This is a genomic window from Streptomyces sp. SP18CS02, from assembly GCF_036322365.1.
Lineage (GTDB): Bacteria > Actinomycetota > Actinomycetes > Streptomycetales > Streptomycetaceae > Streptomyces.
The window spans coordinates 44,177-64,748 of sequence record NZ_JAQYXC010000300.1; the positions used below are offsets into that span (position 1 = coordinate 44,177).

The following is a 20,572-nucleotide window of genomic DNA, read 5'->3' on the forward strand; positions in this document are numbered from 1 at the left end:
GCGGTGGGCGGGGCTTCACGGGGGCCGGGCGGTACGGCCGGAGCCACGGACCTCAGCCGTACGGACCCGCGCCGTACGGACCGAGCTGCACGGACCCGAGCCGTGCGACCCGTGCGGTACGGCCGAGTACCGCCGGCCCGTCGGCCCGTCGGGAGGGCCGGAGCAAGCCCCGGCGCCTCCGCCCGCCCCCCGACAACCAAACCGGAACGACTGGTTCCGCACCTTCCCGGGGACGTCCGGCGCCTTGTCGCCCGCTCAGGGGGGGCAGAAACAGGCCATCACTGCGGCCCCGCCGCCGTACCCTTCCCGCCGCGAGGCCGCACGGCCGCGCCCCCGCGACGGCGACGGCGACGGCGACGGCGAACGGCAACGGCAACGGCAACGGCAACGGCAACGGCAACGGCGAACGGCGAACGGCAACGGCGAACGGCAACGGCAACGGCAACGGCGAACGGCAACGGCGGCGCCGGGACCGGCGCGGTCGCGGTCCGCGCCCGCCCTGTCCGGTCCGGTCAGCCGGCCGCGCCGCCGGCGCGCACCAGGCCCGTCTCGTACGCCAGGACCACCACCTGGACCCGGTCCCGCAGGCCCAGCTTGGTGAGGATGCGGCCCACATGCGTCTTGACGGTGGCCTCGGACAGGACGAGGCGGGCGGCGATCTCACCGTTCGACAGCCCCTGCGCGACCAGCATCATGACCTCGCGCTCCCGCTCGGTCAGCTTCGCCAGCGACGCGTGCTGCGGCTCCTTGCCGGTGGACGGCAGCATCGGCGAGAAGCGGTCCAGCAGCCGCCGCGTCGTGGACGGGGCGACCACCGCGTCGCCGCTGTGCACGGAGCGGATCGCGGAGAGCAGCTCGGCCGGCGGCACGTCCTTGAGCATGAACCCGCTGGCGCCCGCCTTCAGTCCTGAGAAGGCGTACTCGTCCAGGTCGAAGGTCGTGAGGATGAGGACCTTGGGGGCGTCGGGCGCGGCGCAGATCCGCCGGGTGGCCTCGACGCCGTCGAGCCTGGGCATGCGGACGTCCATCAGGACCACGTCGACGGCGGTGGAGCGCAGGTTGTCGATCGCCTCGGCCCCGTCGCCCGCCTCCGCGACGACATCCATGTCCGGCTGGGCGGCGAGCACCATCCGGAAACCGGTACGCAGAAGCATCTGGTCGTCGACGAGCATCACTCGGATGGTCATGCGGGTTCCTTCACAGCTCAGTGGGCGGGCTTGAGGGGGAGCAGGGCGCTGATCCGGAAGCCGCCGCCCGGCCGTGGCCCGGCGTCCAGGGTGCCGCCGACCATACCGACCCGTTCCCGCATGCCGATCAGTCCGTGGCCACGGCCGTCGGCGCCGCCGTCCTCGTACAGTTCGTGCGCGGCGCCCCGCCCGTCGTCCTCGACCAGCAGACCGAGGCCGTCGTCGAAGTACACCAGCCGCACGCTCGCCCCCGCGTCCGGGCCGCCGTGCTTGCGGGTGTTGGTCAGCGCCTCCTGGACGATGCGGTAGGCGGTGAGCTCGACACCGCTCGGCAGCGGTCGCGCGGTGCCCTCGATCCTGAAGTCGACGGGCAGGCCCGCACCGCGCACCTGCTCGACCAGGTCCTCGATCTGGCCCACATCGGGCTGCGGTACGTACTCGCCCGCCTCCTGGTGCTCGCCGGTGCGCAGCACGCCCAGGAGCCTGCGCATCTCGGCGAGCGCCTGGCGGCCCGTGGTCGAGATGGTCTCCAGCGCCTGCCTGGCCAGGTCGGGCGAGCTGTCGAGGACATAGGCGGCGCCGTCGGCCTGGACGACCATGACGGACACGTTGTGGGCGACGACATCGTGGAGTTCGCGGGCGATCCTGGCGCGTTCGGCGGCCACCGCGACCTTGGACTGCGCCTCGCGCTCCCTCTCCAGCCGGGAGGCGCGCTCCTCCAGCTGCGCGAAGTACGCCCGCCGGGTCCGCAGCGAGTCCCCGAGGACCCAGGCGAGGACGAACGGCACCGTCATCACGACGGTGAAGAAGATCTTGCCGGGGACGCTGACGTCCTCCACCGGCCAGCGCAGCTGGGACAGCGGCGCCGCGCACACCCCGCCGGCCAGCGCGAGCCGCGACGCCCAGCGCGGACCGTCGTGCGCGGCGACCGTGTAGATGACGACGAGCATCGCGAAGTCCGCCGGGTTGGTCTGGACGCCCAGCACCAGCTGGGCGACGCCGAGGACCGCGGTGAGCACCAGCATCTTCTCCGGCGCGCGGCGGCGCAGCGCGACGGCCAGGCAGAGCAGCAGGACGATCGCCGCGGCCGCCACACGGGGCCGGGCACCCACCGGGTCCTGGACCACCCACAGCATGGAGAACCCGAGGAGCATCACAGCCCAGAAGCTGTCGACGCCCGTCGGGTGTCTGCGGATGAAGTCGTAAAGGCGCTGCACGTGACCCAGCGTAGGGAAACCGATAGGTGCACGGGTCAACCGGAGGTGCGATCCGTTCGGAAGGGGCGTACTCCCCAAGGTGGAGACTGGGGCACGTGATGGATGAGACGTGTCAACACGGCGCGCCGGACGCCGGCGGGGCCGGGGACGAGGACGGGGCCCCGGCAGCCTCCCGGGCCGGAGCCGGGACCGGAGCCGGGACCGGAGCCGGGGCCTGCCCGGGGGCCGGAGTCGAGGCCGGGGCCTGGGCGGGGTGGCGGGAGGCGACCGAGGCCGCGCTGTACGGACCCGGCGGCTTCTACCTGCGGCCCGAGGGCCCCGCCGGACACTTCCGTACCTCCGTGCACGCGTCGGCCCTGTTCGCCACCGCCGTGGCCCGGCTGCTGACCCGGGTGGCCGGGGACCTGGGCACCGACGAGGTCGCACTGGTCGACATGGGGGCGGGGCGGGGCGAGCTGTTGACGGGCGTGCTGGCCGCGGTGCCCGACGGCCTGGCCGTACGGGCGTACGCCGTGGAGCGCGCCCCCCGGCCGGCCGGGCTGGACCCCCGCGTCGAGTGGGTCGCCCGGCCCCCCTCGGGGGCGCGCGGGCTCCTCTTCGCGAACGAGTGGCTGGACAACGTCCCGCTGGACGTCGCCGAGGCGGACGGGACGGGCACGCCCCGGTACGTCGAGGTCGCGGCCGACGGTACGGAACGGCTCGGCGCGCCGGTGACAGGGGCCGACGCCGCCTGGCTGGCGCGCTGGTGGCCGCTGCGGGAGCCGGGCGAGCGCGCCGAGATCGGGCGCCCGCGCGACGAGGCGTGGGCCGGGGCGGTGGGCACCCTCACGGCCGGGCTCGCGGTTGCCGTGGACTACGCGCACGCCGCCGGGGAACGGCCCCCGTTCGGCACCCTGACGGGTTTCCGCGGCGGACAGGAGTGCCGCCCCGTCCCGGACGGCAGCTGCGACCTCACGTCCCACGTGGCGCTGGACGCCTGCGCCGAGGCGGGTGCCGTCGCCGCGTCCGGTACGCCCCCGCGGCCGGCCGGCGGTCCCGCGCGTCCGGCACCGCCCGGCCCCACCCCTCCCCCGGCCGGGCCCGCCCGCCCGGCGTCCGGTGCCGCGCGGGCCCCCGCCGGTACGGAGCTCGTACGGCAGCGGGAGGCCCTGCGAAGGCTCGGGGTCAGCGGCGAGCGCCCGCCCCTGGCGCTCGCCTCCAGGGACCCGGCCGGGTACGTCCGCGCTCTCGCGGCGGCCGGCGAGGCCGCCGAGCTGACGGCCCGCGGCGGCCTCGGCGACTTCACCTGGCTGCTCCAGAGCGTGCCGGGAGGGGGATACTGTCCGGCATGACGGAGACCACGGAGACCAGGGAGACCACGGTCGGCATCGGCGGCGCCGCCGAGAGCACCGACATGGTGCTGAACATCGGGCCCCAGCATCCCTCCACCCACGGCGTGCTCCGCCTCCGCCTGGTGCTGGACGGCGAGGTGATCCAGCACGCCGAGCCGGTGATCGGCTATATGCACCGGGGAGCCGAGAAGCTCTTCGAGGCGCGCGACTACCGCCAGATCATCATGCTGGCCAACCGGCACGACTGGCTGTCCGCCTTCTCCAACGAGCTCGGTGTCGTCATGGCCGTCGAGCGGATGCTCGGCATGGAGGTCCCCGAGCGCGCGGTGTGGACCCGCACCCTGCTCGCCGAGCTGAACCGGGTGCTCAACCACCTGATGTTCCTCGGCTCCTACCCCCTCGAACTGGGCGGTATCACCCCGGTCTTCTACGCGTTCCGCGAGCGCGAGGAGCTCCAGAACGTGATGGAGGAGGTCTCCGGGGGGCGGATGCACTACATGTTCAACCGCGTCGGCGGCCTCAAGGAGGACCTGCCGGCCGGCTGGCTGGGCCGTGCCCGTACGGCCGTCGCGAACGTCCGCTCCCGGATGGACGTCTACGACCGCCTCGTCCTCGGCAACGAGATCTTCCGGGGCCGGACGCGCGGCGTCGGCGTCCTGTCGGCCGCGGCGGTCCACGCGTACGGCGTGAGCGGCCCGATCGCCCGTGCCTCCGGCGTCGACTTCGACCTGCGCCGTGACGAGCCGTACCTGGCGTACGGAGAGCTCCAGGACACCCTGAAGGTGGTCACCCGCGAGGAGGGGGACTGCCTGGCCCGCTTCGAGTGCCTGCTGGAGCAGACGCACAACGCGCTGGACCTCGCCGACGCCTGCCTCGACCGGATGGCCGGCCTGCCGCCGGGCCCGATCAACCAGCGGCTTCCCAAGGTCCTCAAGGCACCCGAGGGCCACACGTACGCCTGGACCGAGAACCCGCTCGGCATCAACGGCTACTACCTGGTCTCCAAGGGGGAGAAGACCCCTTACCGCCTGAAGCTCCGCTCGGCGTCGTACAACAACATCCAGGCCCTCACCGAGCTGCTGCCCGGAACCCTGGTCGCGGACATGGTGGCGATCCTCGGATCGCTCTTCTTCGTCGTCGGCGACATCGACAAGTAGGCGCCGGGACGGCTGGGTCCGGACGGGCAGACGGGCAGACGGACGGACGGGCATGGCGACGGCGGGCGGCGGGCGCGGACGGGAGCCCCGCCCACGCCCGCCGTCTGCCGTCTGCCGTCTGCCGTCTGCCGTCTGCCGTCTGCCGGAACATGGGGACCGCCGGGCCGGACGACCACCGGACCGGACAGCCGCCGCATCGGAGGACCACCGGACCGGACGGCCGCCGCATCGGACGACCACCGGACCGGACAGCCGCCGCATCGGACGACCACCGGACCGGACGGCCGCCGGATCAGCCGACCGCGTTCCGCAGCCGCACCACGTCGAACTGCTCGGTCTCGTCGTGTGCGGTGAGGTCGATGACCTTGCCGACCGCCCGCTCCTCGGCCCGCCGCGTCGTCAGATGCGCGGCCAGGGCCTCCTCGCCCACGACGTCCGCCAGATCCTCGTCCTGCACGGACTCGATGGCGGCCACGGCCTTCCTCGCCGCCCCCTGCCCGGCCGGGCCGTCCTGCGCCGCCGTCCGGTCCGGCCGGCCGGCCTCCCGCTCCTCGGCTCCCGCCTGGGCGTCGTTCCCGCTCTGGGCGTCGTTCCGGCCCTGAGCGTCGCTCCCGGTCTGCGTGCCGAAGAAGTCGAACCCGCCCTCAAGACGCGAGGCCTGACGGCGCTGGGTGTACGGCACGACCGCGGCCGCGGCCGGGACGGGGCGCCTGGCGGGAAGGGCGGACGCCGGGCGCGCCTGCCGCGGCGCTCCTCCGGCGGCCGCCGCGTGCTTCCCCTGCGGCTCGTCCGCCTCCCCGGCACGCTCGGCCAGGTCACGGCGCCGGGCCTCCTCGGTGGTGCGCCGGGCCTCCTGGGCAGCGGCGTTGCGCGAAAGGCTCTTCAGCGCCTCGGCGGCCCGGAGGTACGCGCCCGGGGTGGTCGCGGAGTCCGAGGACGTCAGCTCGCTGGTGGGCGCGGCAGCCTCCAGTGCGAGCTGACGGCGGCCTTCCAGCGCACTGGCGCGCTCGGTCTCGGCCGTGGCGTACCGCCGCAGCAGCTCGGCGTGCTCGTTGCGCAGCGCGGCCAGTTCGACCCGCTTGGCGCGCAGCTTGGCGTCGAGCTTGGCGCGCAGTTCGCGGGACTCCTCGACGTCGGTCTCCAGCTCGGCTATGCGCTCCTCGGTCTTCCACTGGTCGCCGGCCCGTGCCCGGGTCAGCTCGGCGACCCGGCGGCCCGCCGCCCGGTCCCACCCGCGCATCAGCACCGAGCCGGTGACGGCCGCGGCGGCAGCGGCGGCGGCCAGGACGCGCAGGACCAGCGGATCGGCGAAGAGCCAGGTGCCGCCGGCACTGAGAACGGCCGCTCCGGCGACCGCGGAAGGCGGCAGAAGCCTGTGCAGGGGTGGGGAATGGCGGTGGCGTCCACGTGGCATGGCCTGAAATTTACCGTGCGTGGGTGCCCCATGGGGTGTCGGCCCGGCAATGTTTCGGCCCTGTGATCATGACGGGCCGACTTCCCCTCACCGGCCGTTACTTCTTGAGGATGCCCTTCGCCTCCAGGTAAGCCTTCGCGGCGTCACCGGGCTTTGCGCGTTCGGCGTCGACCTTCCTGTTCAACTCGATCAGATCCTGCGTCGTGAGGGCCTTGGTGATCTTGTCGAGAGCGGCGGCGATCTCCGCCGAACCCGCGTCCTTCGCATTGACGACGGGCAGGACGTTGTCGGCATTCTGGAGCTTCTTGTCGTCCTCGAGGAGCACCAGTCCGAAGTTGTCCAGCGTGGCGTCGGTGGTGGTGGTCAGCACGAGCTGGTCGATGCCGTCCTTCACCGCCTGCTTGGACTGCGGCGTACCGACGCCCTTGGGATCGATGCCCGTCACATCGATTCCGTAGGTCTTCTTCAGCCCCGGTGCGCAGAACGGCCGTATCTCGCACTCGTCACCCGCCGCGATCTTCACCTTCAGCTTCGAGGAACCCAGGTCGGAAAGGGTCTTGAGGCTGTTCTTGTCGGCGAATTCCCTGGTGACGGCGAAGGCGTTCTGATCGACCGCCGGACCGGCCGGCAGCACCTTCAGTCCACGCGGTCCCGCGAGCTTCTCCAACGCCGCGACGGTGGCCGTGACATCGCTGGACGCGACCGGCTTCTCCTCCGTCGCCTTGGGGCCGTTCACCTTGGCGTTCAGGAATTCCGCAAGCGTAGCCGCGTATTCCGGTACGACGTCGATCTCGCCCTTCTCCAGGGACGGTTCGTACAGCTCGCGATTCTCCACGGTCTTGATGGAGGTGGTGTATCCGGCGTCGCCCAGGACCTGGGCGTACAGCTCCGCCAGTACGTTGGCCTCGGTGAAGCCCGCGGAGCCGATGACCAGGGTGCCCTTGGAGCCGCTCCCGGCCTTGGAGTCCCCCGATCCGCTCTTCTTCTCCAGGCTGTCGCCACCGCACGCGGCCAGCCCGGCCGTCAGTGCCGCCACGGCCAGTACCGCACCCGCCATGCGCGAGGTCCTGCTCATCACGATCTCCGTCCGGAATGTCGATGGTTCGGTCGAAACAGTGGGGCCGGGCCGGTCAGCCGGTGGCGGCGGGAGCCGCGCCGGCCGGGCTCGCGGTGGCCTCGGTGGCGCCGGTGCTGTCGGTGGTGCCGGTCGGGTCGGTCGGGTCGGTCGGGTCGGTGCTGTGGGTGCTGTCGGGCGTGCCGGTGGCACGGCGCCGCATGGGGTCGAAGACTCGTCCCACGACCACCAGAACCCCCTCCACCGCCAGGGCCAGCACACCGACGATCAGCGCTCCCGCGACCACCTGCGGGGTGTCGTAGGTGTTGAACCCGGCGGTGATGATCCGGCCCAGACCGCCCTCGCCCGCCATCGCGGCGAGGGTCGCGGTGGCGATCACCTGGACCGTCGCCGAGCGCAGCCCGGTCATCACCATCGGGTACGCGAGCGGGAGCTCCACCTTGCGGAAGACCTGGCCTCCCGACATCCCCATGCCGCGTGCCGCCTCGACGACCGCCCGGTCCACCTCGCGCATGCCCAGGTAGGCGTTGGTGAGCAGCGGCGGTACGGCGAAGAGCACCAGCGCGATGACGGTCGGCAGGTCCCCGTGCCTGCCGAGCGGAGTGAGGGTCAGCAACACCAGTACGGCCAGCGTGGGCACGGCCCGCCCGATGTTGGAGATGTTGACGGCGAGAGCACCGCCCTTGCCGATGTGCCCGAGCCACAGCGCGAGCGGCAGGGCGATCAGGCAGGAGACCGTCAGGCACACACCGCTGAAGTACAGGTGCTCGGCGAGCCGGTTCCACACCCCGCTCTCGCCCTGCCAGTTGGCTCCCGTCGTCAGCCATGTCCAGGCACCGGCCACCGCGTCCATCGCTCAGCCCGCCTTGCTCACGTCACCGCGCAGGCCGCCGCCCGCGCGTATTCGTCCGCCCTCGCTCGTCCGTCCGCCCTCACGCGGTCGGCCGACCGCACGTGACCCGTCCGCACGTGACCCGCCCTCGCCGGTCCGGCCGCGCCCGCGCCCGCCCCCCGCCCGGGTCCATGGCGTCAGCATCCGCTGGAGGCCGAGAAGCAGCAGGTCCGCCGCGACCGCCAGCAGCACGCACAGCACCGAGGCGGTGAGGACCTGCGCCTTGAAGAAGCTCTTCAGCCCCGAGGTGATGAGGGTGCCGAGTCCGCCGTGGTCGACGAGTGCTCCCACGGTCGTCAGGGCGATCGTCGACACCGTCGCCATCCGCACCCCCGCCATCAGGGCGGGCAGCGCCAGCGGCAGTTCGACCTCCCACAGCAGCCGCCCGGGCCCGTACCCCATGCCCCGCGCCGCCTCCCGGGCCTCGGCGGGAACCGCCGCCAGCCCGGCGAGGATGTTCCGTACGAGGATCGTCAGGGAGTAGAGCACGAGCCCCGTCACCACAAGCGCCGCCGAGAGCCCCAGAAGTGGCAGGAGCAACGAGAACATCGCCAGCGACGGAATCGTGTAGAGCACGGTCGTGAGGCCCAGCACCGGCCCCGCCCACCGCGGCCTGGCACGCACCAGGAGGGCCAGCGGAAAGGCCACCGCCAGGCCGATCAGCACCGAGACGACCGTGATCCAGATGTGCTGGACCGTGGCATCGGTCAGCTCCTGGGCGCGCGAACGGACATACTCCGCGCAGATCCAGTCATTGGCCGCCAGACAGTTCTGCGCCGCCACCGTCACCACCCCGCTCATCCCCGCCCACCCCCGCCCCTGACGCGATCCGACCCCGTATACCCCGGTCCCGCCCCGATACCGCCCGGCCCGGCAACGGTGCCGCGCCCTCCATGTCCGGACGATCCGGTCGACGGCCCTACGGCCCCTGCCCCGATCCCCCGTCCGATGCTCGTCCCGCTCCCCCGCCCGATCCGTTGTTCGACCGGAAAACGACCCTATCCCCCGCCACCGACAATCGCCGAGAGCTTCCACAGCCCGGCAACACCGCATTCACACAGGACCGGTGACCACCGGCCACAATGGGGAACCATGATCCGATTCGAGCACGTCACGAAGCGGTACCCGGACGGAACGACCGCCGTCGACGACCTGTCGTTCGAGGTGGCCGAGGGCGAACTCGTCACCCTGGTCGGCCCGTCGGGCTGCGGCAAGACCACCACCATGAAAATGGTCAACCGGCTCATCGAACCGACCGAGGGCCGGATATCCGTCGACGGCCAGGACATATCCGCCGTCGACCCCGTCCGGCTCCGCCGCCGCATCGGATACGTCATCCAGCAGGTCGGGCTCTTCCCGCACAGAACGGTCCTGGAGAACACCGCGACCGTCCCCCACCTCCTGGGCGTCCGGCGCGCCCAGGCCCACGCCCGCGCCGCCGAGCTCCTCGACCTGGTCGGCCTCGACCCGTCGGTGTACGGCGGCCGCTACCCGGAGCAGCTCTCCGGCGGTCAGCGCCAGCGCGTGGGCGTCGCCCGGGCCCTGGCGGCGGATCCGCCCGTGCTGCTGATGGACGAGCCGTTCGGCGCGGTCGACCCGGTGGTGCGCGAGCACCTGCAGAACGAGTTCCTCAAGCTCCAGTCCCAGGTGCGCAAGACGGTCCTCTTCGTCACCCACGACATCGAGGAGGCGGTCCGGCTCGGGGACCGCATCGCCGTCTACGGCCAGGGCCGGATCGAGCAGCTGGACGCCCCGGCCGCGGTCCTCGGCGCCCCGGCCACCCCGTACGTCGCGGACTTCGTCGGCGCGGACCGCGGCCTCAAGCGGCTCTCCGTCACCCCCATCGAGGAGGGCGACCTCGACCAGCCGCCGGTCGTCCACCTCGACGACCCGCTGCCCCGTGAGCTGGACTCGCGCTGGGCCGTCGTCCTGGACCGCGAGGACAACCTGCACGGCTGGATCTCCGCCGAACAGGCCGCCCGCGCCAAGGGGTCCGTACGCGACCACGCCCGGCGGATGGACGCCTGGCTGCCGGTCGGCGCCTCGCTCAAGCAGGCGTTCGCCACCATGCTCCAGCACGACGCGGGCTGGATCGCGGTCATCGACCGGGAGGAACGGGGCCGGTTCCTGGGCGTGCTGACCCCGGCCCGGCTGCACGAGGCACTGCGCCGCTCGATCGACGCGGACGCCCAAGCCGTCCCCCGTAGCGCCGTGGAGGTCGAGACCGTCAGCCGGACCGGCCGGCGCCCCGCCTGAAACGGCCCGCCGGGGGCATCCCCGTACACACCCCAATCCCCGTCCGCCCCGAACGTCCGCCCCGAACGGCCTGCGCCCCCCGCCGGGGTCCCGCTCAGGCCGCCTTGAGGCGGCCGCTCATCCAGGCGAGGGCGGGCGGGATCTCGCGGGTCCAGGTGTTGAAGTTGTGCCCGCCGCTGTCGAGGGTGATCGACGAGACACGCGCGGGCGCCTTCACCTTCCCGATGAACGCCCGGGTCGCCTTCAGGTTGCCCTCGCCCTGCTCGGACGTGGTGACGAGGAACGACGACGCGCCGGGCTTCAGGTTGTCGAGGCTCCACAGCAGGTCGGCCCGCTGCCTCTGCTTGCGGTCGCCGTGGAACAGGTCACCGGTCGTGACGTCCTCCGCGGCCTTGTAGTAGGCGGACAGGCCCACGCCCACCGCGAACCTCTCCGGATGGTGCATCGCGATCTTCAGGGCGCAGTAGCCGCCCGTGGAGTTCCCCATGAAGCCCCAGTTCCGCGGCTCCGTCCCGACCCGGTACGCCGAGGAGATCGCCCGGGGCAGGTCCTCGGCGAAGTACGTCTCCGACTGCGGACCGCCCGGGACGTCGACGCACTCGGTGTCCCGGGGCGGGGCCACGGTCGGCCGCATCATGACCAGGATCATCGGCTGCATCTTCCCGGACTTGGCCTGGTCGTACGCCGTCCGCGGGTACTTCAGCCCCTTGAGCAGGTTCTCGGCGGTCCCCGGATAGCCGGTCAGCACGACGGACGCGGGGAAGGTCTTCCCGGCGTACTCCGGCTGGAAGTACTCCGGCGGCAGGTAGACGTACGCCGGACTGTCGATCTTCGACTTCTCGCCGACGATGACGACCTTCTGGATCTGGCCCCCGGTCTCCGGGCGACCGCCGCCCGGGACGTCGAGCTTCTGCCGTCCGACGACCTTGACTCTGCCGCCGCCGGCCGAGTGGTCGACCACCACGCCCATGTCCTGCTTCTGGCCGAACAGATCGGCCCAGGAGCCGTAGAAGAGGAAGTAGTTGTTGGCCAGGAGACCGACCGACGCGAACAGCGCCAGCTGGGTGGCCAGCAGCAGCCCCACCCTCCCGGAGACCGCGCGCCAGCCGCCGCGGGCGAGCCGCGGCCACAGCCAGACCGTGGCGGCGAACAGCGCCACGGCCAGCAGCGTGGCCAACGCGAGGACCTTGTTGCTGGTGAGACCCATGTGTCGATCTAGCCTTCTCCGTCGAGTGCTACGTCTTCCGCGGACATGTCCTCGGGTCCTTCCTCGGACGCTCGCCCCGGACGCATCGTCCTGGACGCCGCCTCGCCCCGGACGCCTCGTCCCGGACGCCTCGTCGAGAATTTCCCGGGGCGAGTGAACCCGCGTCCCCCGAGCGCCGTCCTAGAGAGCGCACATTGTCCGGGCCGAGTCATTGCGGCCGAAGGGGACACAACGAACTCTTGCGGAGCCTTGGGAAGCGATGTCTGTCACGGTAGATGGGGATAATTCGGGATCGGTTCCGAATCGGGTACGCCGCGTCCTGCGCGGACCACGCGCCGAGAGGGTCCCGGCGCTGGTCGGCACGGCCTGCACGTTCATCGGCCTGGTCGACATCGCGGCCGGGGTCTTCCCCCGGTTCCGGGCCAGCAGGATGCACGCCGTCGCCGAGGTGCTCCCCGGTACCCTCGGGCCGCTGTCCGCCGCGCTCTCGCTCGGCGTCGGCGTCCTGCTGCTGCTCCTCGCCCACGGGCTCAAGCGCCACAAGCGCCGCGCCTGGCGCGCGGCCGTCGTCCTGCTGCCGGTGGGGGCGGTGGCGCAGTTCGTCTACCGCCACTCGATCGTCGGGGTGGTCTTCTCGCTGGTGCTGCTGGCGCTGCTGCTGCGCCACCGGAACCAGTTCGCCGCCCTGCCCGATCCGCGCAGCCGCTGGAAGGCCCTCGCGAACTTCGTCCTGATGGGCGCCGGCTCGATCGCGCTGGGCCTGGTCATCGTCAGCGCCCACCCGGGGAGGGTCATCGGCAGCCCCAGCCTCAGCGACCGCCTGGAGCACGTCCTGTTCGGCCTGTTCGGCGTCGAGGGGCCGGTCGGCTACCACGGCAGCGTCTCCTGGACCGTCGGGTACTCGCTCGGCGCACTCGGCCTGCTGACCGCTATCACCACGATCTATCTGGCGCTCCGGCCCGAGCACCCGGTCGCCCGGCTCACCGAGGACGACGAGGACCGGCTGCGCGTGCTGCTCTCCCGGCACGGCGGCCGCGACTCCCTCGGCCACTTCGCGCTCCGCCGCGACAAGGGCGTCGTCTTCTCCCCCAGCGGCAAGGCGGCCGTCTGCTACCGGGTCGTCTCCGGCGTCATGCTCGCCAGCGGTGACCCGATCGGGGACGTCGAGGCGTGGCCCGGCGCGATCGAGCGGTTCATGGACGAGGCCAAGGCCCACTCCTGGACCCCGGCGGTGATGGGCTGCTCCGAGACGGGCGGCGAGGTCTGGACCCGGGAGACCGGCCTGGACGCGCTGGAGCTCGGCGACGAGGCGGTGGTGGACGTGGCGGATTTCTCCCTGAGCGGGCGCGCCATGCGGAACGTGCGCCAGATGGTCAAGCGCATCGAGCGCAATGGCTACGAGACCCGGGTCCGGCGGGCCCGTGACCTCTCGGACGGCGAGCTGGAGCGCATACGGCGGGCCGCGGCCGACTGGCGCGGCACCGACACCGAACGGGGCTTCTCCATGGCGCTGGGCCGGATCGGCGACCCGGCGGACGGTGACGCCGTCATCGCCACCGCCCACAAGGCCGACGCGGCCGACGGCGAGCCGGGCACCTCTCCGTACGGCGACCTGAAGGCGATCATCCACTTCGTGCCGTGGGGTACGGACGGCATGTCGCTGGAGCTGATGCGCCGCGACCGCTCCGCCGACCCCGGCATGAACGAACTGCTGATCGTCGCCGCGCTCCAGAGCTCCCCGAAGCTGGGCATCACACGGGTCTCGCTGAACTTCGCGATGTTCCGCGCGGCCCTGGCCCGCGGCGAGAAACTGGGCGCGGGACCGGTGCTGCGGGTCTGGCGCGGGCTGCTGGTCTTCCTCTCCCGCTGGTTCCAGATCGAGTCGCTGTACAAGTTCAACGCCAAGTTCCAGCCACGCTGGGAACCGCGCTTCGTGGTGTACCGCAACACCCGTGACCTGCCGCGGATCGGTTTCGCCGCGATGCAGGCCGAGGGCTTCGTGACGTTCGAGCTCCCGCGCCCCTTCGCCCGCCGCCGCGCCACCCGCACGGCCCGCCCGTGCGCCCACCTCGCGCCGTCGCCGGGCGAGCACGAGGTCCGCGCGGCCTGAACCGGTGCCGGGCGGCCGCCGGGCCGACCCGCGCCACCGGGCACCCCCGGGAACGACGACGCGGCGAGGCGCGGTGCCAGGCGTCGCGAGCCCGGCAGGATCGACGAGACACCCCCTAGGCTGGTCGTATGAGTACGTTGCGCGGACGAGGCACGGCCCGGGGCCTGCCGGAGTGGGACCGCTGTGCGGTCATGGGGGTCGTCAATGTGACGCCCGACTCCTTCTCCGACGGTGGCCGCTGGTTCGACACCACGGCCGCCGTCAAGCACGGGCTGGAGCTGGCGGCCCAGGGGGCCGACCTGGTGGACGTCGGCGGTGAGTCGACCCGCCCGGGCGCCTCCCGGGTCGACGAGGACGAGGAGCTGCGGCGCGTCGTGCCCGTCGTCCGCGGCCTCGCGGCCGAGGGGGTCACCGTCTCCGTCGACACCATGCGCGCCTCCGTCGCGCGCCGGGCGGTCGAGGCCGGCGCCGTCCTGGTCAACGACGTGAGCGGCGGCCTGGCCGACCCCGAGATGGTCCCCTCCGTCGCCGCCGCCGAGGTGCCCTTCGTCGTCATGCACTGGCGCGGCTTCAGCCAGGACATGAACAGCCGCGCGGTCTACGACGACGTGGTGCGCGAGGTCGTCGACGAGCTCCGGGCGCGCCTGGAGGCCGTCGTCGCCGGCGGCGTCGCCCCGGAGCGGATCGTCCTCGACCCGGGGCTCGGCTTCGCCAAGCAGGCCGAGCACGACCTCGCCCTGGTGGCACACCTGCGGGAGCTGCGCGGCCTGGGCCACCCGCTGCTGGTCGCCGCCTCCAGGAAGCGGTTCCTCGGCCGGGTACTGGCAGGGGAGGGCGCGGTGCCACCCGCCAGGGAGCGGGACGCGGCCACCGCCGCCGTGTCGGCGATCGCCGCGCACGAGGGCGCCTGGGCGGTACGGGTCCACGAGGTGCGGGCCACGGCCGACGCCGTCCGGGTGGCGCGCGCGGTCGAGGGCGCCCTGTGAGCGACGCGCGCACGGACACCGAGGCGGTCGAGCGGGCCAACACCGCGTTCTACGAGGCGATGGAGCGCGGCGACTTCGAGGAGATCTCCGAGCTCTGGCTGGACGACGCCCACGGGGCCATCTCCTGTGTGCACCCGGGCTGGCCGGTGCTCTCCGGCCGGGGCGAGGTGCTCCGCTCGTACGCCTTGATCATGGCGAACACGGAGTACATCCAGTTCTTCCTGACCGATGTGAGGGTCTCCGTCTCCGGGGACACCGCACTGGTCACCTGCACCGAGAACATCCTCAGCGGAGGGCCGGCGGAGGACGGCGCCGAACTGGGCCCGCTCGTCGGCCAGCTCGTGGTCGCCACGAACGTGTTCCGCCGCACGGCCGAGGGATGGCGTATCTGGTCGCACCACGGTTCACCCGTTCTCGCGGAATCCGGGGAGGAGGAGGACGACGAGAACGCGTCCTGAGTGGGTAAGCGAGCCCATGGACGAGTGTTGTCGGTGCTCGCAGGTAGATTCGAGTGGTGGCAGCGCGCCGTCCGCACCCGGTCGCGTGCCCGCAAGACCAACGACAGCAGGAGTGATTCGCGTGGATCGTGTCGCGCTGCGCGGCCTCAAGGCCCGCGGGCACCATGGCGTCTTCCCCAGGGAGCGCGAGGAGGGCCAGACCTTCATCGTGGACCTGGTGCTCGGCCTCGACACCCGCCCCGCGGCGGCCGATGACGATTTGGCGAAGACCGTGCACTACGGCGTCGTCGCCGAGGAGGTCGTGGATGTCGTCCAGGGAGAACCGGTCGACCTGATCGAGACCCTCGCCGAGCGCATCGCCCAGCAGTGCCTCAAGCACGAAGGGGTCCAGGAGGTCGAGGTGGTCGTGCACAAGCCGGACGCCCCGATCACCGTGCCCTTCGACGACGTCACCATCACCATCACCCGGAGCCGCGCATGAACAGCACGCAGAGCGACCCGACGGTACAGCCGGTGCCCGCGTCCGTGGTGGAGCAGGTCGACGCGGCCGACACCACGCTCTCCAACCCGAAGTGGGCCGTGCTGTCCCTCGGGGCGAACCTGGGCAACCGCATGGAGACCCTCCAGGGCACCGTCGACGCCCTGGAGGACACCCCGGGCGTCCGGGTCAAGGCCGTCTCCCCGGTGTACGAGACGGAGCCCTGGGGCGTCGACCCGGGCACCCAGCCTTCGTACTTCAACGCGGTCGTCCTCGTGAAGACGACGCTGCCCCCCGCCTCCCTGCTGGAGCGGGCCCACGCCATCGAGGAGGCGTTCCACCGCGTCCGCGACGAGCGCTGGGGCGCGCGCACCATCGACGTCGACATCGTGACGTACGCGGACGTGGTCTCCGACGACCCCGTCCTCACCCTCCCGCACCCCCGGGCGCACGAGCGGGCCTTCGTGCTCGCTCCGTGGCACGACGTGGACCCGGCGGCCCAGCTGCCGGGCGTGGGGCCGGTCGCCGATCTGCTGGCCGGTCTCGGCCGGGACGGCGTCCAGGCCCGTGCCGACCTGGAACTGCGCCTGCCCGAATAGTCGTGGGTGACCGCGAGGTCCGTACGGCAACGACGACATGAAGGACACCCGGTGAAGCAACTGCGGGTCAAGGTACTGGCCGGTCTGTTCGTGGTGGCCGGAGTCCTGTCTTGGGGCGCCGCGCGGCTGTGGGAGTCGTTCGGCACCCTGCCGAGCGTGCCGCTTGCCGCACCGATCGTGCTGGCCGTGATCGCCGTCGTCCTCGCCGCGACCGCGCTCTCGCTCCGGTCCCGGCTGCGCGCCCAGCGCGCCCGGGTGGCCGGCGCGAAGGGCGTGGAGCCGATGATGGCCGCCCGCGCGGTGGTCTTCGGCCAGGCGAGCGCCCTGGTCGCCGCGCTGGTGTCCGGGATGTACGCCGGCGTCGGCGTCTTCCTGCTCGGCTCGCTCGACATCCCCGCCCGCCGTGATCAGGCGATCTACGCCGGCTTCGCGGTGGTGGCGGGGATCGCGGTGATCGCGGCGGCCCTGTTCCTGGAGCGGGTGTGCAAGCTTCCGGAGGACGACGACGAGGGCGCCGCCTCCGTCTGAGGTCCGGAGGGTCCCGGCGGCCGCCCGGACCCTCCCGGCACCGGGCAGGACTGCATCGGCGCGCGGGACCGTCCTACGGCCCTCATGGGGTCCCTGTGTCCCGGGCTCCGGGCTGCGCCCCACCCGACCGCCGATGCCCGTCCCGAAGGCCGGCCGGGCGGCCACGGCCTTCGGGCCTCACCGCTCACGGCCCCCTGCGGGGGCGGGGTCAGTTCGCCATGATCAGGCTCATGGCCTCGGCGCGGGTCGCCGGGTCGCGCAGCTGACCGCGCACGGCCGAGGTGAGCGTCTTCGCCCCGGGCTTGCGGATGCCGCGCATCGACATGCACATGTGCTCGCACTCGATCACCACGACCACTCCGCGCGGCTCCAGGATCTTCATCAGCGAGTCGGCGACCTGCGTGGTGAGGCGCTCCTGCACCTGCGGGCGGCGGGCGTACACATCCACCAGCCGGGCCAGCTTCGACAGCCCGGTGATCTTTCCGGAGGTCGAGGGGATGTAACCGACGTGGGCCACGCCCCGGAACGGCACCAGGTGGTGCTCGCAGGTCGAGAACACCTCGATGTCCTTCACCAGGACCATCTCGTCATGACCGAGGTCGAACGTGGTGCTCAGCACGTCCTCGGGCTCCTGCCACAGCCCCGCGAATATCTCCTTGTACGCCCTGGCCACCCGGCCGGGCGTCGCGCGCAGACCCTCACGGTCCGGGTCCTCGCCGACCGCGATGAGGAGTTCACGTACGGCGTTCTCGGCGCGCTTCTCGTCGAACTCGCCGATCCTGCCCTCGCCGTCCAGCGTCACCGGGTCGGTCATGTGTGCCTCGTTCCCTTTACCTGAGTACGCGAAAAACCGCGCCCCCACAGGCTAAAACCTGGGGGGCGCGGCATCCATTCCGGGGCTGGTGAGCCGGGCTGTCAGCTCTCCGGGCGCTCCTCCGGAACGGCGTCCGTCGCCGGTACGCCTTCCGTGGGGGCGGTGCCGTTGGAGGCCGCGGCTCCGTTGGTGAGCGCGAGCTCCTTGGGGGAGAGGACCGGCGGACGCGTGGAGGGCGTACGCCGCGAGGAGCCGGTCCACGCCGGGCGGGCCGGGCGCCTCACGATCGGGGCGAAGATCTCGGCGATCTCCTCCTTGCCGAGGGTCTCCTTCTCCAGCAGCTGGAGGACCAGGTTGTCGAGGACGTCACGGTTCTCGACGAGGATCTCCCAGGCCTCGTTGTGCGCGGTCTCGATGAGCTTCTTGACCTCTTCGTCGACCAGCGCGGCGACCTCTTCCGAGTAGTCGCGCTGATGCGCCATCTCACGGCCGAGGAAGGGCTCGGTGTTGTCACCACCGAACTTGATCGCGCCGAGCCGCTCGGTCATGCCGTACTGCGTGACCATCGCGCGGGCCGTGGCGGTGGCCTTCTCGATGTCGTTGGCCGCGCCCGTGGTCGGGTCGTGGAAGACCAGCTCCTCGGCCGCGCGCCCGCCCAGCATGTACGCCAGCTGGTCGAGCATCTCGTTGCGCGTGGTCGAGTACTTGTCCTCTTCCGGGAGCACCATCGTGTAGCCCAGGGCGCGGCCCCGGGACAGGATGGTGATCTTGTGGACCGGGTCGGAGTTCGGGGAAGCGGCCGCGACCAGGGCGTGTCCGCCCTCGTGGTACGCGGTGATCTTCTTCTCCTTGTCCGACATGATCCGGGTCCGCTTCTGCGGGCCCGCGACCACACGGTCGATCGCCTCGTCCAGCATGTGGTTGTCGATGAGCTTCTGGTTGCTGCGCGCGGTGAGCAGCGCGGCCTCGTTCAGCACGTTCGACAGGTCCGCGCCGGTGAAGCCCGGAGTGCGGCGGGCCACGGCACCGAGGTCCACGTCCGGGGCGACCGGCTTGCCCTTCTGGTGGACCTTGAGGATCTCCAGACGGCCCTGCATGTCCGGACGGTCGACGGCGATCTGCCGGTCGAAACGGCCGGGGCGCAGCAGCGCCGGGTCGAGGATGTCGGGACGGTTCGTGGCGGCGATCAGGATGACGCCGCCCTTGACGTCGAAGCCGTCCATCTCGACCAGCAGCTGGTTGAGGGTCTGCTCACGCTCGTCGTGACCACCGCCGAGGCCCGCACCGCGGTGCCGGCCGACGGCGTCGATCTCGTCGACGAAGACGATCGCCGGGGCGTTCGCCTTGGCCTGCTCGAAGAGGTCACGCACACGGGAGGCGCCGACACCGACGAACATCTCGACGAAGTCGGAACCCGAGATCGAGTAGAACGGCACGCCCGCCTCGCCGGCGACGGCGCGCGCGAGCAGCGTCTTGCCCGTACCGGGCGGGCCGTAGAGCAGCACACCCTTGGGGATCTTGGCGCCGACGGCCTGGAACTTCGCCGGCTCCTGGAGGAACTCCTTGATCTCGTGGAGTTCCTCGACGGCCTCGTCGGACCCCGCCACGTCGGCGAAGGTCGTCTTCGGGGTGTCCTTGGTGATGAGCTTGGCCTTGGACTTCCCGAAGTTCATGACCCGGGAGCCGCCGCCCTGCATCTGGTTCATCAGGAACAGGAAGACCACGACGATGAGCACGAAGGGCAGCAGAGAGAGCAGCACCGAGACGAACGGGCTCTGCTTCGACGGAGAGACCGTGTAGCCCTTGTCGATGTCGCCCGCTTCGAACTTCTTCTGCAGCGTGGCGGCGAGGTCGGAACCCTGGGTGCCGATGTAGCTCGCCTGGATCTTGTCGCTGTCCTTGACCTTCTGGCCGTCCTTGAGGTCGACCTTGATCATCTGCTCGTCGCCGGTGGTCAGCTTGACCTGGTCCACCTGGTTCTTGTCGATCGCCTGGACGACCTCACCGGTGTCCACCGTCTTGTAGCCGCCCGACGAGCCGACGACCTGCATCAACACGACCACGGCGAGGACGGCCAGCACGATCCACATGACCGGCCCACGGAAGTATCGCTTCACGTCCATCCATACGGAGCGATGACGCCCCGTCCCTCCTGCCCGTAGGTAAATGCTGCTATGAGAAAAGACTGTTCTTCGGACGGTACCCCAGCATTGTCACCCGTGGCCGCCTTCCCATGCTTCAACGGCGGGAAGGGTGCCTGGGTTCCCGTGCGGACCCCGGGTCTTCGGCAGTTCAGCCGCCGTAGACGTGCGGGGCCAGGGTGCCGACGAACGGAAGGTTGCGGAACTTCTCCGCGTAGTCGAGGCCGTAGCCGACGACGAACTCGTTGGGGATGTCGAAACCGATCCACTTGACGTCGATCGCGACCTTCGCCGCCTCCGGCTTGCGCAGCAGGGTGCAGACCTCCAGGGAGGCCGGCTCGCGCGAGCCGAGGTTCGACAGCAGCCACGACAGGGTCAGACCGGAGTCGATGATGTCCTCGACGATCAGGACGTGCTTGCCCTTGATGTCGGTGTCGAGGTCCTTGAGGATGCGGACCACACCGGAGGACTGCGTGCCCGCCCCGTACGACGAGACGGCCATCCAGTCCATGGTGACGGGGGTGGACAGCGCACGCGCCAGGTCCGCCATCACCATGACGGCGCCCTTGAGGACACCCACGATGAGCAGGTCCTTGCCCGCGTACTCAGCGTCGATCTTCGCAGCCAGCTCCGCCAGCTTCGCGTCGATCTCTTCCTTGGTGATGAGCACCGACTTGAGGTCGGTGCCCATGTCGTTCTGGTTCACCCGGGTCACTTTCGTT

19 protein-coding genes are annotated in these 20,572 nt (G+C 71.6%); 9 read left to right on the top strand and 10 right to left on the bottom strand.

What is annotated here, in order from left to right:
* Positions 1-512: 512 nt before the first annotated feature.
* Positions 513-1,187: a response regulator transcription factor gene (locus PUR26_RS30335; RefSeq protein WP_329877311.1), complete on the bottom strand. Its 675-nt coding sequence runs from the start codon at positions 1,185-1,187 to the stop codon at positions 513-515.
* Positions 1,188-1,204: 17 nt separating this feature from the next.
* The gene (locus PUR26_RS30340) at positions 1,205-2,404 is read right to left on the bottom strand and encodes a sensor histidine kinase (RefSeq protein WP_329877313.1); all 1,200 of its coding nucleotides are present in this window, start codon (positions 2,402-2,404) and stop codon (positions 1,205-1,207) included.
* Positions 2,405-2,502: 98 nt separating this feature from the next.
* Here PUR26_RS30340 and PUR26_RS30345 point away from each other — a divergent pair, with 98 nt between their 5' ends.
* Both PUR26_RS30345 and PUR26_RS30350 read left to right on the top strand, forming a co-directional pair.
* A complete protein-coding gene (locus PUR26_RS30345) occupies positions 2,503-3,735 on the top strand; it encodes an SAM-dependent methyltransferase (RefSeq protein ID WP_443077223.1) in 1,233 nt (410 codons plus the stop codon).
* Positions 3,732-4,892: an NADH-quinone oxidoreductase subunit D gene (locus PUR26_RS30350; protein WP_329877317.1), complete on the top strand. Its 1,161-nt coding sequence runs from the start codon at positions 3,732-3,734 to the stop codon at positions 4,890-4,892. Before PUR26_RS30345 ends, PUR26_RS30350 begins: the two co-directional genes overlap by 4 nt.
* Before the next feature lie 292 nt (positions 4,893-5,184).
* Here the strand turns inward: PUR26_RS30350 and PUR26_RS30355 are convergent, their stop codons facing one another.
* The 4 genes from PUR26_RS30355 to PUR26_RS30370 form a co-directional block, all read right to left on the bottom strand.
* Positions 5,185-6,306: a hypothetical protein gene (locus PUR26_RS30355; protein ID WP_329877319.1), complete on the bottom strand. Its 1,122-nt coding sequence runs from the start codon at positions 6,304-6,306 to the stop codon at positions 5,185-5,187.
* A gap of 97 nt (positions 6,307-6,403) precedes the next feature.
* Positions 6,404-7,381: an ABC transporter substrate-binding protein gene (locus PUR26_RS30360; protein WP_329877321.1), complete on the bottom strand. Its 978-nt coding sequence runs from the start codon at positions 7,379-7,381 to the stop codon at positions 6,404-6,406.
* A gap of 55 nt (positions 7,382-7,436) precedes the next feature.
* A complete protein-coding gene (locus PUR26_RS30365) occupies positions 7,437-8,234 on the bottom strand; it encodes an ABC transporter permease (RefSeq protein ID WP_329877323.1) in 798 nt (265 codons plus the stop codon).
* Positions 8,235-8,237: 3 nt separating this feature from the next.
* The gene (locus PUR26_RS30370) at positions 8,238-9,056 is read right to left on the bottom strand and encodes an ABC transporter permease (protein ID WP_329877399.1); all 819 of its coding nucleotides are present in this window, start codon (positions 9,054-9,056) and stop codon (positions 8,238-8,240) included.
* Between the two features lie 309 nt (positions 9,057-9,365).
* Here PUR26_RS30370 and PUR26_RS30375 point away from each other — a divergent pair, with 309 nt between their 5' ends.
* The gene (locus PUR26_RS30375) at positions 9,366-10,529 is read left to right on the top strand and encodes an ABC transporter ATP-binding protein (protein ID WP_329877325.1); all 1,164 of its coding nucleotides are present in this window, start codon (positions 9,366-9,368) and stop codon (positions 10,527-10,529) included.
* Between the two features lie 94 nt (positions 10,530-10,623).
* On the opposite strand, the gene PUR26_RS30380 is transcribed toward PUR26_RS30375, so the two are convergent.
* Positions 10,624-11,736, bottom strand: a complete 1,113-nt coding sequence (locus PUR26_RS30380; protein WP_329877327.1) for an alpha/beta hydrolase — start codon at positions 11,734-11,736, stop codon at positions 10,624-10,626.
* 259 nt (positions 11,737-11,995) lie between these two features.
* On the opposite strand from PUR26_RS30380, the gene PUR26_RS30385 reads away from it, so the two are divergent.
* The 6 genes from PUR26_RS30385 (at position 11,996) to PUR26_RS30410 (ending at position 16,895) form a co-directional block, all read left to right on the top strand.
* A complete protein-coding gene (locus PUR26_RS30385) occupies positions 11,996-13,846 on the top strand; it encodes a transglutaminaseTgpA domain-containing protein (RefSeq protein WP_329877329.1) in 1,851 nt (616 codons plus the stop codon).
* A gap of 128 nt (positions 13,847-13,974) precedes the next feature.
* The gene (folP, locus tag PUR26_RS30390) at positions 13,975-14,832 is read left to right on the top strand and encodes a dihydropteroate synthase (RefSeq protein WP_329877331.1); all 858 of its coding nucleotides are present in this window, start codon (positions 13,975-13,977) and stop codon (positions 14,830-14,832) included.
* A complete protein-coding gene (locus tag PUR26_RS30395; protein ID WP_329877333.1) occupies positions 14,829-15,290 on the top strand; it encodes a nuclear transport factor 2 family protein in 462 nt (153 codons plus the stop codon). The genes folP and PUR26_RS30395 overlap by 4 nt, the downstream gene beginning before the upstream one ends.
* A gap of 121 nt (positions 15,291-15,411) precedes the next feature.
* Complete coding sequence (gene folB / locus PUR26_RS30400) at positions 15,412-15,771, top strand: dihydroneopterin aldolase (protein WP_105868679.1); 360 nt, start codon at positions 15,412-15,414, stop codon at positions 15,769-15,771.
* Positions 15,768-16,367: a 2-amino-4-hydroxy-6-hydroxymethyldihydropteridine diphosphokinase gene (folK, locus tag PUR26_RS30405; protein WP_329877337.1), complete on the top strand. Its 600-nt coding sequence runs from the start codon at positions 15,768-15,770 to the stop codon at positions 16,365-16,367. The genes folB and folK overlap by 4 nt, the downstream gene beginning before the upstream one ends.
* A 51-nt stretch (positions 16,368-16,418) precedes the next feature.
* The gene (locus PUR26_RS30410; RefSeq protein ID WP_329877339.1) at positions 16,419-16,895 is read left to right on the top strand and encodes a DUF3180 domain-containing protein; all 477 of its coding nucleotides are present in this window, start codon (positions 16,419-16,421) and stop codon (positions 16,893-16,895) included.
* Between the two features lie 208 nt (positions 16,896-17,103).
* Here the strand turns inward: PUR26_RS30410 and folE are convergent, their stop codons facing one another.
* From folE to hpt, 3 genes are all read right to left on the bottom strand, one after another.
* Complete coding sequence (gene folE / locus PUR26_RS30415) at positions 17,104-17,709, bottom strand: GTP cyclohydrolase I FolE (protein WP_329877341.1); 606 nt, start codon at positions 17,707-17,709, stop codon at positions 17,104-17,106.
* Positions 17,710-17,810: 101 nt separating this feature from the next.
* Positions 17,811-19,832, bottom strand: a complete 2,022-nt coding sequence (gene ftsH / locus PUR26_RS30420; RefSeq protein WP_329877343.1) for an ATP-dependent zinc metalloprotease FtsH — start codon at positions 19,830-19,832, stop codon at positions 17,811-17,813.
* Between the two features lie 169 nt (positions 19,833-20,001).
* On the bottom strand, positions 20,002-20,541 hold the full coding sequence (gene hpt, locus PUR26_RS30425) for a hypoxanthine phosphoribosyltransferase (protein WP_329877401.1): 540 nt from the start codon (positions 20,539-20,541) through the stop codon (positions 20,002-20,004).
* Positions 20,542-20,572: the final 31 nt, after the last annotated feature.